Origin of the sequence: Shewanella sp. 3_MG-2023 (assembly GCF_030548765.1) — a bacterium.
GTDB lineage: Bacteria > Pseudomonadota > Gammaproteobacteria > Enterobacterales > Shewanellaceae > Shewanella.
In genome coordinates this window covers 1-11,979 of the sequence record NZ_JAUOSH010000011.1, presented here as the reverse complement: position 1 = coordinate 11,979, position 11,979 = coordinate 1, and the positions used below count along the sequence as shown (strand labels likewise).

Here is an 11,979-nt window from a genome sequence, read left to right as displayed (position 1 = left end):
CGATGCCGAGATATTTTGAGAGAAAACCATGAAAAAACTACTTAGCAAGATTTTGATTTCAGTATCGTTGTTCGTCGCAGTGCAAGCACAAGTGTTTGCTGGTGCGGGTGGGGATCTCATTCCAATTCCTATTAATGACATTCAGCTTAATCCGATTTCAATGCGTGAAGCTGAGTCGTTAGTGGGCAATGAAGATGTTTATTTTTTTGATGTAAACACATTGGAGTTATGGGCTGAAGGGTTTATCCCTGGTGCGGTGTACTTCAACGTTAAGAACTGGAAAAAGTTACTTCCAAAAAATAAGGATGCGGTGATGGTGTTCTACTGTGCTAACACTTTATGTACTTCAAGTGCGATGGCTGCACGAGAAACAGTAAAACTAGGTTACACAGGGGTTAGACATATGGCCGATGGAATTTACGGCTGGCGATTGTCAGGAAGAGTAACAGAATTACCTTAACCATTTTATTACCTATTTAAGACCTGATGATGTGTTGTCGCTGGGTCAATCTATTTTCCAAGAGAGAGTGCCAAATGAAATTATTAAAGAAAAGTACCTTAGCCATTGCAACGTGTATGACATTGGTTTTATCAGCAGGCAGTTTTGCTGCTCAAAACGTAGAAAGCGATGTTGAAAAACAGTCTTACAGCATGGGCGCTTCTATTGGTAATTACCTATCAAGCCAAATTTATAACCAAACGGAGCTTGGCGCTCAAATTAATGTTCAATTGGTGATTGATGGTGTGATTGATGCGCTTAAGAATGAACAAAAAATGTCTGATGAAGATGTGCTGACTTACTTAAACGATCGAAGTGAACTACTTAATTTATTGAGTAGCCAAAAAATGCAACAAATTGCCCTTGAAAGTAAAAAAGCCAGTGATGCTTTCTTAGTTGAAAACAAAGCGAAAGATGGCGTTAAGGTGACGGGTTCTGGCTTGCAGTATGAAGTGATAAAAATGGGTGAAGGCAGAAAACCTAACCCTGAAGATGTGGTCACTGTGAAGTACAAAGGCACATTAGTTGATGGGACTGTATTTGATGAAACGACAGATCCAGTTCGTTTTGCATTACTGACAGCCATTGCTGGTTGGGAAGAAGGTTTACGCTTGATGCCTGAAGGCTCAACCTTTCGTTTTGCCATTCCATCTGAGCTAGCGTATGGCAAAGACGGTGCTGGTGATATTCCTGGTGATACCGCATTAATTTTTGAAGTGGAATTAGTTAAGTCTGAAGCACCGAGTGAAAACGCAAAAGGTATGGGCCTAACAGGTATGGGCATGAACGGCATGATGGGCTCTCACTAAGCTTTTACTAACAACAAGTTGTCATTGAAATTTTGGTGATAACTCATTAATTAAATTCAAGAAAGAAGAGACACTTATGAATATTCTGGCCTTAGGTATAGCAGTATGTCTGAGTATATTTATCGGACTCTTCTGGTTTCATCACAGTGTATATAACCGTAATTTGAGCAGCACTGTGATGAAACAAGCCAATAAAGTGGCTGACGGTAACAATGGCGAGCATTGCCTTAAATATGATGAATTTAAGCTTGCTGGTTCTTATCAAAGTCCATTATGGATGTCAGTCGCTGTATTGATTTTTTCGTTATCTATATATGCCAGTGGAGGACATTTCCAAGGTTGGGATAAAGGTCAGGCAGATGAATCGGTGGATTACTTGATTGCAGCCAGTATTACTAAAGGGCGAGATCAAGTTCAGCAACAACCACAAAATGAATTAGCGCTTATTTCGTTAGCACAATCATATGCAGAAGGCGGTTTATATGCTGACTCTGTGACGACGCTAGATCAGTTAATTGAGCTAGTGGGTGCTGATGCTGAGTTATTAGGCATAAAAGCGACATCAATGTATTACCGAGATAGTCGTCAGTTTTTACCTGAGACCAAAATGGTCATTGATACAGCGTTGAGTTTTCAACGTGATGAGCTTAATACCAGATTGCTACTCGCAACAGATGCTTACCTTAAGGGTGAATATGTTGACGCGATAGATCACTGGCGCATCTTACTGACCAATCAAACTCAATCTTTTAATAGACAATCTATTAATAACGCAATTATGAAAGCCGAATTTAAATTAGATGAATTGAGTCGATGATTCGTCATTTGAATTTGCAGCGAACCAATAAATACCAGTCAGCGATAGCTGCACTAGGGAGGATGTTGTGAGTGAAAATATAGAAAGACGGAGGTTTCTAAAAGGTATTGGAGCTGCTTCTTTAATTCTGGGCCCTATGGGCTGTACTTCAGTTAAAGATGACAACGAAGATGCTAACAAACCTCATTACGTTATGGTGTTTGATCAAAATAAATGTGTCGGTTGTGGTGAGTGTAAAGAGGCATGTAATGTCGCAAATAACTTACCTGACGGCAAATCAAGAATGTTGATGGAACATCAATCTGGCGGTGTTGAAGGGCAAGCATGTCCACATTGTGGCAAAGAAGAGTGTAACTGCGAACGTAAGTTTGTTCGTGTTTCTTGTCAGCAATGTAAAAACGCGCCATGTGTCAGTGTATGTCCTACAGGTGCGGCACATAAAGATCCTAAAACAGGGATCGTCACCATGGACGCAAGTAAATGTGCAGGTTGTAAATACTGTATTGGCGCCTGCCCATACAATGCACGTTTTATTAATGAAGAAACTGATGTGGCTGATAATTGCGATTTCTGTTTAAACAGCAAATTATCAAAAGGTGAGTTACCAGCTTGTGTACAACAGTGTAAATATGATGCGTTGATCTTTGGTGATGCTAACGATCCAACCTCATACGTTAATAAATTATTAGCGGTGAAAGACTCTGTGCGTATGAAGCCTCAATTTGGTACTGAACCAAGCCTTCGTTACATTCCAGTTGTTAAGTTGGGGGTATAAGATGGACGGTTCAATGGAGTTTACCATGGGGCTATCTGAAGGGGTTGCATGGCCTTGGCCAATTGCTGTTTACCTTTTCTTAGCCGGTATTTCAGGCGGTTCTTTAGTGGTTGCTTTAGCAATTCGCTTTTTTAAAGGCCAAACTGAAACTACCCCACTGTATAAAGCTGCCAGCTTAATCTCGTTTGTGACGATTGCACTGGGTATGTTATGTCTGGTTTTAGACTTAACCAACCCATTGTTCTTCTGGCGTATCTTGGTGTTCTACAACTTCACATCTGTGATGTCAGTAGGGGTTATCGCTTTATGTGTGTACATCCCACTTACGGCAGTGTTGTGTCTTTATGCCTTTGAAGATGAAATCAAATCGATTCCAGCATTAAGTATCTTGTTGCCAATCATTAACATGCTAAAACCAATTCGCAAACCTTGCGAAGTTGCAGTGTTAATTCTAGCGGCAGCAGTGTGTGCTTATACTGGTTTCTTGATTTCAGCGTTAATCCGTTTCCCACTGATTAATACAGCAGTATTACCTGCTTTATTTATTGCTTCGGGTGTTTCAGCGGGCGCGGCAGCATCAAAAATGGTGTCAGTATTCTTGTTTAAAGAAGACATGCATAGCAGTGAACTTAAAATCCTTCATGGGGCTGAATGGCCAATCATGATTGCCGAAATTTTGTTTATTTGCATGATTGCGATGTCTTTAGCGACAGGTAATGCTGGTGCACAATTAGCCTTTGAAGCATTTACAGCTGGCTTATGGGCAAATCTATTCTGGATTGGTGTTGTAGGTATTGGGTTCTTAGGGCCTATTTTACTTAACTTTGCCACAGGTAAAACTTTTAGCCATTCCGCTAAAGCATTTTACTTATCAGGATTTTGTGCCATTAGCGGCATGATGTGCTTACGTTTGTTTATCCTATATGCAGGACAGACCTACGCTATTTAACGTTTGCCTGAATCACCCTCAAGCCACATGACTTCCCTTAGTTATTTTTGAGGGTGATTCTTTTTAATATGAATGATTTACCCAGTGTTTCAGTTGGAAATTGATATGAAAAAAATACTATCTTTATTATTGGTGCCATTGTTATTTGCCTGTACTCCAGACAAGGTTGGCGCAGAGGCGAGTGGTCACAGCCATGCCATACATGAGCATGATCGTTGTCATATGTGCGGCATGATGATCACAAAGTACCCTGGTCCTAAGGGGCAATTGAGCTTAAAAAACGTTGAAGCAACCCCTTCTTTTTGTTCGACACGCGATATGTTCAGCTTTTTATTACAACCAGAAAATACCCGTCAGGTGAACCAAGTTTGGGTGCATGATATGGCCAAAACAGACTGGGATAATCCCAAAGATGAATTCTTTATTGACGGTAAAACAGCGACATATGTTTATGGCACCAGTCGACAAGCGGTGATGGGCCCAGCTGTAGCCTCATTTAGTACTGAACAAGCAGCGCAAGATTTTGCCCGTGAGTTTGGTGGGGCTGTATTGAAGTTTGACGACATTACCATTGAATTATTAGGCGAGAATATGAGCCATCATTAAGCCTATAAAAACAAAGGTGTTAGCTTGGTAAAGTATTAATGTTTTTAATTTACTAAAAGTCATTAGCTAAGCAAATTCAGATAATTGGTTAGATGAAAGTGAGAAACTCCATGGGTAAATTTGTATTGATTTGGTGGTGGATTATTGGTGTATTTACTGCACCTATTACGCTTGCTGATTCAATGGAAATAAATGTTAATCCACTAGTCAAATCTGTTTTATTGCAAGAGATTATTGACGACGCGAGTGCTCATGACCGCATTGCTTTGAGTAATCAAACCTATCTTGGTAATGCGATTATTAATAAGCCCCTCACATTAATCGGTCATCCCAGGTCAATTATTGATGCTCAAGGTCAAGGTAGCGCCATCACGATTGCCAGTAATGACGTCAATATTAAGCAATTAAACATTCTCAATTGGGGAGACGATCAATATGAACTGAATGCAGGCATATTGATTAATGATGGCATGACAAACATTGTGATCGCTGACAATGTACTCACTGGCGATGGCTTTGGCATTCGCGCCGATAATAGCCATCATATTGAAATTTCTCACAACCTGATTAGCGGCGATGCTGAACGCTTTGTATTGGATAGAGGCGATGGTATTTATCTAAAACGTGTGGATCATGCTGTTATCAATGGCAATGTAATTAAAGATGTAAGAGATGGCGTGTATCTAGAATCAGGTAAACACAGTTTAGTCACCAATAATCAATTTTCTAAGCAGCAATACGGTATTCATTACATGTATACCGAAGATGACGAAGCCTTTAATAATGCAGCCACAAAAGTCGATGGTGGTTACGCATTAATGAACTCTAAGCGGATTAATCTACATCATAATCAAGTTAATGGTGCTGCGATATTTGGTGTGTTGCTAAACATGACCAATGACTCAGACGTTCAAGCCAATCATGTGAATAATATCGTTAATGCAAACCCTAAAATGCCAACGGGCGATGAAGGTAAAAGCATGTTCATTTATGGCGCCCGTGATAACCGTGTTTATAACAATGAATTTGCTAATAGCGAAATTGGTATTTATATGGCGATGGGCGGCGAAGGCAATCAAATATATCGTAACCAGTTTATTAATAATCAAGCTCATGTGAAGTATGTCGGCGATACGATTGTTGAATGGAGTCATAAAGAACAAGGGAATTATTGGAGCGGTTTTATCGGTTGGGATCGAACAGGTGATGGGTTTAGCGAGCAAGCTTATCAGCCAAGCGATCATTTAGATCGTTTGTATTGGCTTTATCCTGAAGCGCATTTTTTATTGAAAAGTCCTGTGGCTTCTTTGCTGCGCTGGACTCAGCAGCAATTTCAAATTATGCCGGAAGCAGGTGTGATGGATAGTTTTCCAATGATGAGTCCGACTGCAAATTCCAATATTGGTTATGCCGCTGAACTAGCAGATTATTCATATGTAAATTCAAACATAGTTTCAACAACTCAGCCTTCTGAGCATTCGTTAAATAAGTAGGTTTTTATGCCAAGAAATTCAGTTATTCAGGTTCAGAACCTCATTAAACAGTACGGTGAATTTACTGCCGTAGGCAATATCAGTTTACAGGTACATGCGGGGGAAACGTTAGCATTGCTGGGGCATAATGGTGCAGGTAAATCTAGCCTGATAAAAATGCTGTTAGGCATAGTAAAACCCACATCGGGCCAAATTACCATGATGGGTAAAACGGTGACTCATGAGAAAGATCGCCGTCAGATCAATCTAGGTTACCTACCTGAAAATATCAGTTTATATGAAAAGCTCACCGGCAAAGAGGTGTTGAATTATTTTGCCGCGTTAAAGCGGATTGATAAATCAAAAGTTCTACAAGTACTCGAAGAGTTTGGCCTTGAGCATGCGCAAGATAATCCGGTTAAAAGCTATTCAAAAGGCATGAAGCAGCGTCTAGGTTTTGCCCAAGCAATATTGTCATCTCCTGATATTTTATTACTTGATGAACCTACAGTTGGACTTGATCCACAGGCCTCACTGTTTATGTATCAAAAGATTGATGAACTCAAACGCCAAGGTTGCGCCATTGTAGTGTGTACCCATGAGTTGGCAGTTGTTGAAGATAATATTGATCGTGCTTTTATTATGGCTAACGGCATGGAATTAGCCTCTGGCTGTGTAGAGACGTTGCGCCAATTAACAGACTTAAAAGTGTTGTTTAAAGGAGAGGAAATTAATCAAGCGATAGCAGAGGATGAGTTTTTAAATACATTGGCTGTGAATAATCAATTATTGATTCATCAGGTAGATAAGCCAAGAGTCATGCAGTATCTCACGCAGCATTGTGGCGTTTATAACTTCTCTATTGAAGAACCTGGTTTAAGTGATATTTATCATCACTGCATGAATAACCGTCAGCAAAACGTTGCTTGAGGAATTATGATGTTTACACCTATTTTAACCATCGCCAGTAAAGAAATTAAAGACAACTTTCGTAATCGTTGGGTTGTGTTTATCGGTCTGATATTAACTAGTTTATCCTTAATAATTTCATTTTCAGGTTCAGTTGTCACGGGTGAGTTAGCTGTTCCAGAGCTGCCAATGTTAATGGCCAGTCTAAGTTCCATTGGAGTATTTATTTTACCATTAACGGCTATTTTGTTGAGTTATGACAGTTTTATTGGTGAAGAAGAGTCTGGTACCTTGCTGTTGCTATTGTCATACCCTTTAAGCCGCAGTCAGATATTATTAGGTAAGTTTGTTGGCCATATCACTGTGTTAGCTTGCACTATTGTATTTTCTTTTGGATTAACAGCTGCACTTATTCATGTGTTTACTGGCACTGAATTGTCATTATTGTTGCCGTTGTTCTGTCATTTAGTGTTTAGCAGTATTTTACTGAGTATGTGCTTTGTATTAGTGGGTTATGTGGTGAGTTTGCAGGTGGCTGAAAAAGCTAAAGCCATTGCTATTTTATTGTTTATTTGGGTAGCGGTTGTATTGGTTTACGACCTTATTTTACTCACACTTATGGTAGCGGAAACTGTGGAGCTTTCTAGTCAACTTTTACAGGTAATGATATTGCTTAATCCAAGTGACATTTTCCGCGCTCTGATGTTAGTTGCTGCCCCTCAACAGGATACTAGCAGTAGTTTATCGTCGTTAGTTCAATTTCCTCTGTCTAACTTGTATATCGCATTAACAATATGGGTTGGGGTAATGATGTTGATTTCACAAAGTTTATTTCATCGGAAAATATTTTAACTGCAATGCTTAATTTTAGAGAATGAAATGGTTATTCATTCACAATGTTAATAGCAGTAATTAACAAAAATATATTTTGAGGTATATCTATATAAGTGTTTGTATTATCTGATTTTAAAATATTTTAAGACTGAGTCGGTAATCACATATTTTTGATAAGATATGAATTATGATTCATGTGATTTCAATTGACTCAATAGTAAAACTTTAGGTGCAGGCAGTGCTAAAAATTACTTCATATTTAACACTCGATACTTCAGCCAAGCAGCTGATTAATCATCTTAATGATGAGAAAACCAGTCTGACTTTTTCTGAAAATGCAGTATTAATTAAATTATTAGATAATAGCGAAGAAATCTGGACAAAAGAGCACCTATTGGCGGAAGGATGGCCTGATAGGGTGGTTGCGCCTACTTCATTAACGCAGTGTATTAGTACATTACGCCGTAAATTAGAACCTTTCTCTGAGATTCATTTAAAAGCTGTCGCAAGACGTGGCTACCAGCTTCATATTGATGAACGCAGCCATGTGAAAATGGTTTCTTTAACTGACTCCGGTACGATTAGAGCTGCTTTTTTAGATGTCAGTGTGATGGTGAAAATTGCTGGTGCGTTATTTGTTATTGGATTAATCATTCTTGCTTGGTATCAATGTGAGTACCATAAAGTCCTTAAAAATACCGCATTTTGGAGCAGTGACAAGCAAGTTGAGATTAATATTGGTGGCTTAGAAGAAAGCGCAACTTTATTATACAAAAACGATACTGATCAACTGCATAAATCTAAGTGGCAGAAACATATTGCGCCTGAAAGTAACTTTGTCCAAGGATTAAAGGGCTTTAGTGCTTTTGCATTGACCAATGGCAACAATTATTCATTTGCTGCTTGTCCTGGTTATTCATTAGATGATTGTGATGGTGTTGGGATTATCAATATTAATGCGTTATCTCCAGAGCCTGCAGGCTTAAATATGCGTGAATTTGTACCGTTAACTAAAAAAATGGAAGAACGTATTCGATTTAATCGAGTGCTGATCCCAAAAGATAGCGTTGGCAATATTATCGAGCATCATTACCATGCTGACGTGTATTTTCCCGCAGCAGGTGAGAAGCTTATCCGTGGTGATTTTAGTCTCTCACTTGTCTATGACGGTGAAAAGAGTGGCCAAATCTATACCACGATCTGCATCACTGACGAAGATTGCAGTACGACGCCAATTAAATGGAAAACCCGTGGTACGTTTAATCAATATGAACAAACCATTGGCAATTATGAGGTTGACGTTTTCTATAGCAAAATAGCTCAAAAAGAGTTTATAAAGCCAGACTTCGTTACCCCGTCGGCAATGCGCTTTTACCGTGAAATTCGTCGAATGGATATTCAAGAAACCGAATTGATTTTCTTTAGAGTGCATTCCACTGAGAATACCGCTGTATGGATATTCCCTTTTATGGATGGACTTGTAGCTTGGTCTAAATATGAGAAAGTACAATTCTAGCCATTAGTTTAGCGTACTGAATAATTGAGTTTTAGTGCGAAGAAATAATGGGGGTAAAAAAAAGCCGACTAAAATAGTCGGCTTTTTAATGGGTAAATCAATTAGGCTTATTTGATAAATGCGAAGGCATCACCATAAAGGTGAGCTTCATCAACGCCCATTTCACGAAAGACTTCACGGGCGGCGCCAACCATATCGAAACGGCCAGCAATATAAATGTCGTAACCCACTAAGCTGATATGATCTTGGTTTATTTGCTCAAGCAAGTTGGCTTGTTTACCATTCCAGTTAGCTGTCGCTTCTTCAACAACGGGAATAAACTCTAACCATTCATGGTTTGCATGCCATTGGCGGGCAATGTCTTGGTAGTACATGGCTTGCTCGTTACGACAACCCCAGTAAAACTGTGTTTTTATTGTATGGCCGCTAGCAATTTGCTGCTCAATAATACTCTTAATGTATGAAAACCCCGTGCCGCCAGCAATCATGATGCGAGGGCGTTGGCTGTCTTGACGAAAAAAAGCCTCACCAGCAGGGGCTTCAATATCAATAAACTCGTTGTTTTTTAGGCGCTCAACCACTTGCATTGGGTAGCTTTCTGATACCGCGGCGCCAATGTGCAGCTCAATTAAATCAGCGTTAGGTGCAGAGGCGATAGAAAAAGGACGTTTGTCTTTTTCTCCCATAACGATGGATAAGTATTGCCCTGCTTTGAAGTCAAAAGGGACTTCTGGTTTAAGTATGACCTGAAAAACAGCATCATTAAATGGGGTGATCTTTTCAACTTTACAGCGAATGGTGTTCATCTAACATCCTTGGTAGCCCTTTCTTTGAAGGGTGTTTTTATTTTATTTGTAGGGTAGAGGGTTAACTCTTTAGCTGGGCATTATAGCGTTGGGCTATCATCAATACCTAATTCGTCCCAGATTTGATCCACTTTATCTTTTACTGCTGGATCCATCACAATTGGCGTGCCCCATTCTCTGTCAGTTTCGCCTGGCCACTTATTGGTCGCATCTAAGCCCATTTTTGAACCTAAACCGGCAATAGGCGAGGCAAAATCAAGGTAATCAATCGGCGTATTATCCACCATTACGGTATCTCTTGTTGGGTCCATACGGGTGGTAATCGCCCAAATCACATCTTGCCAATCGCGGCAATTGACGTCTTCATCAACGATGATGATGAATTTGGTGTACATAAACTGTCGCAAGAACGACCAAGCGCCCATCATTACCCGTTTGGCATGACCGGCATATTGCTTCCGAATTGAAATTACTGCCATGCGATACGAGCAACCTTCAGGCGGCAAGTAAAAGTCGATAATTTCAGGATATTGCTTACGTAAAATCGGCACAAAGACTTCGTTTAACGCCACACCTAACATGGCAGGCTCATCCGGTGGACGACCTGTGTAGGTGCTGTGATAAATCGCATCTTTACGCTGGGTCATATGGGTGACGGTGAAAACTGGAAACTTGTCTGTTTCGTTATAGTAACCAGTGTGATCGCCATAAGGGCCTTCTTCAGCCATCTCTTCAGGGTCAATATAGCCTTCTAAAATGATTTCGCTGGTGGCTGGGACTTCTAAGTCGCAACTGATGGCTTTGCACACTTCGGTGCGTTCACCACGCAGTAAACCCGCAAAAGCATATTCGCTCATTGAGTCTGGCACAGGGGTTACCGCGCCTAAAATAGTCACCGGATCGGCGCCTAATGCCACCACCACAGGGTAGCGCTCACCTGGGTGTTTTTCTTTGAAATCTTTAAAGTCTAATGCGCCGCCGCGGTGATCAAGCCAGCGCATAATCAGTTTGTTTTTACCTAATAACTGCTGGCGATAAATGCCTAAGTTTTGTCTTTTTTGGCGCGGACCTTTAGTAATGGTTAATCCCCAAGTCACTAGAGGCGCCACATCGCCAGGCCAGCAATGTTGTACCGGTAATTTGGTTAAATCCACCTCGTCACCAGTTAATACCACTTCCTGACAAGGTGGGTTACGTACTGTTTTTGGCGGCATGTTTAACGCTTGTTTGAACTTAGGTATTTTGGCAATAGCGTCTTTAAAGCCACTTGGCGGCTCAGGTTCTTTTAAAAAAGCTAGCAATTCACCCACTTCACGCAAAGCCAGTGGGTCGTCTTTACCTAACGCCATAGCAACACGTTTTGGAGTGCCAAATAAATTCACTAAAACTGGCATGTCGTTATTGGTTGGGTTTTCAAATAACAACGCAGGGCCGCCAGAGCGCAAGACGCGATCGGCAATTTCAGTCATTTCTAGATTGGGATCAACAGCATAACTAATCCGCTTTAGTTCACCATTAGCTTCAAGGTGATCAATGAAGCTACGTAAATCCTTAAAACTCATGGCTTATTCACTCTATTGTTAATCGCTCTTTGGGGCGCACTATAGCATTTTTCTAAAATAGGGTTAAGCGATGTTTATTTGTTGGTCGTTGATTTTAATTAACCTGCTCATAGCTATTGCCCGCGTATCTATCAGCATTTTTATCAAACTGGGTTAAGCGATGATTATGGGTTAGATGTTGATTTTAATTAACCTGCTCATAGCTATTGCCCGCGTATCTATCAGCATTTTTATAAAACTGGGTTAAGCGATGATTATGGGTTAGATGTTGATTTGAATTAACCAGATAGCGCCGGTATCTATGAGCATTTTTCTAAAATAGGGTTAAGCGATGGTTATTTGTTGGTCGTTGATTTTAATTAACCTGCTCATAGCTATTGCCCGCGTATCTATCAGCATTTTTATAAAACTGGGTTAAGCGATGA

At 40.2% G+C, this 11,979-nt stretch carries 12 protein-coding genes; 10 read left to right on the top strand and 2 right to left on the bottom strand.

Annotated features, from left to right (window positions below):
- Window positions 1-28: 28 nt before the first annotated feature.
- From Q4591_RS08115 to Q4591_RS08070, 10 genes are all read left to right on the top strand, one after another.
- On the top strand, window positions 29-460 hold the full coding sequence (locus Q4591_RS08115; protein WP_102440243.1) for a rhodanese-like domain-containing protein: 432 nt from the start codon (window positions 29-31) through the stop codon (window positions 458-460).
- 74 nt (window positions 461-534) lie between these two features.
- Entirely contained in the window at window positions 535-1,308 is a 774-nt protein-coding gene (locus Q4591_RS08110) for an FKBP-type peptidyl-prolyl cis-trans isomerase (RefSeq protein WP_102475885.1), read from the top strand.
- Between the two features lie 76 nt (window positions 1,309-1,384).
- A complete protein-coding gene (locus Q4591_RS08105) occupies window positions 1,385-2,125 on the top strand; it encodes a nitrite reductase (protein ID WP_133149782.1) in 741 nt (246 codons plus the stop codon).
- A gap of 67 nt (window positions 2,126-2,192) precedes the next feature.
- The gene (locus Q4591_RS08100; RefSeq protein ID WP_102475886.1) at window positions 2,193-2,900 is read left to right on the top strand and encodes a 4Fe-4S dicluster domain-containing protein; all 708 of its coding nucleotides are present in this window, start codon (window positions 2,193-2,195) and stop codon (window positions 2,898-2,900) included.
- Window position 2,901: 1 nt separating this feature from the next.
- Entirely contained in the window at window positions 2,902-3,849 is a 948-nt protein-coding gene (nrfD, locus tag Q4591_RS08095) for an NrfD/PsrC family molybdoenzyme membrane anchor subunit (RefSeq protein WP_303460426.1), read from the top strand.
- A gap of 105 nt (window positions 3,850-3,954) precedes the next feature.
- Window positions 3,955-4,455, top strand: a complete 501-nt coding sequence (locus Q4591_RS08090; protein WP_303460423.1) for a nitrous oxide reductase accessory protein NosL — start codon at window positions 3,955-3,957, stop codon at window positions 4,453-4,455.
- 110 nt (window positions 4,456-4,565) lie between these two features.
- Window positions 4,566-5,948 carry a nitrous oxide reductase family maturation protein NosD gene (nosD, locus tag Q4591_RS08085; RefSeq protein ID WP_102440248.1) on the top strand — a complete coding sequence of 461 codons (1,383 nt, stop codon included), beginning with the start codon at window positions 4,566-4,568 and terminating at the stop codon, window positions 5,946-5,948.
- 6 nt (window positions 5,949-5,954) lie between these two features.
- Entirely contained in the window at window positions 5,955-6,857 is a 903-nt protein-coding gene (locus Q4591_RS08080; protein WP_102440249.1) for an ABC transporter ATP-binding protein, read from the top strand.
- Between the two features lie 6 nt (window positions 6,858-6,863).
- Window positions 6,864-7,688 carry an ABC transporter permease gene (locus Q4591_RS08075; RefSeq protein WP_102440250.1) on the top strand — a complete coding sequence of 275 codons (825 nt, stop codon included), beginning with the start codon at window positions 6,864-6,866 and terminating at the stop codon, window positions 7,686-7,688.
- Window positions 7,689-7,908: 220 nt separating this feature from the next.
- Window positions 7,909-9,186, top strand: a complete 1,278-nt coding sequence (locus tag Q4591_RS08070; RefSeq protein ID WP_303460419.1) for a winged helix-turn-helix domain-containing protein — start codon at window positions 7,909-7,911, stop codon at window positions 9,184-9,186.
- Window positions 9,187-9,293: 107 nt separating this feature from the next.
- Here the strand turns inward: Q4591_RS08070 and fre are convergent, their stop codons facing one another.
- Both fre and ubiD read right to left on the bottom strand, forming a co-directional pair.
- Window positions 9,294-9,992, bottom strand: a complete 699-nt coding sequence (fre, locus tag Q4591_RS08065; RefSeq protein WP_303460416.1) for an NAD(P)H-flavin reductase — start codon at window positions 9,990-9,992, stop codon at window positions 9,294-9,296.
- 80 nt (window positions 9,993-10,072) lie between these two features.
- Window positions 10,073-11,554, bottom strand: a complete 1,482-nt coding sequence (gene ubiD / locus Q4591_RS08060; protein WP_102440093.1) for a 4-hydroxy-3-polyprenylbenzoate decarboxylase — start codon at window positions 11,552-11,554, stop codon at window positions 10,073-10,075.
- Between the last annotated feature and the right edge of the window lie 425 nt (window positions 11,555-11,979).

Excerpts from the sequence above, each read along its gene's own strand:
- Q4591_RS08115 (WP_102440243.1), top strand. The coding sequence starts at position 29 with ATGAAAAAACTACTTAGCAAGATTTTGATTTCAGTATCGTTGTTCGTC.
- ubiD (WP_102440093.1), bottom strand. The coding sequence starts at position 11,554 with ATGAGTTTTAAGGATTTACGTAGCTTCATTGATCACCTTGAAGCTAAT.
- nrfD (WP_303460426.1), top strand. The coding sequence starts at position 2,902 with ATGGACGGTTCAATGGAGTTTACCATGGGGCTATCTGAAGGGGTTGCA.
- fre (WP_303460416.1), bottom strand. The coding sequence starts at position 9,992 with ATGAACACCATTCGCTGTAAAGTTGAAAAGATCACCCCATTTAATGAT.
- Q4591_RS08090 (WP_303460423.1), top strand. The coding sequence starts at position 3,955 with ATGAAAAAAATACTATCTTTATTATTGGTGCCATTGTTATTTGCCTGT.
- nosD (WP_102440248.1), top strand. The coding sequence starts at position 4,566 with ATGGGTAAATTTGTATTGATTTGGTGGTGGATTATTGGTGTATTTACT.
- Q4591_RS08075 (WP_102440250.1), top strand. The coding sequence starts at position 6,864 with ATGATGTTTACACCTATTTTAACCATCGCCAGTAAAGAAATTAAAGAC.
- Q4591_RS08110 (WP_102475885.1), top strand. The coding sequence starts at position 535 with ATGAAATTATTAAAGAAAAGTACCTTAGCCATTGCAACGTGTATGACA.
- Q4591_RS08080 (WP_102440249.1), top strand. The coding sequence starts at position 5,955 with ATGCCAAGAAATTCAGTTATTCAGGTTCAGAACCTCATTAAACAGTAC.
- Q4591_RS08105 (WP_133149782.1), top strand. The coding sequence starts at position 1,385 with ATGAATATTCTGGCCTTAGGTATAGCAGTATGTCTGAGTATATTTATC.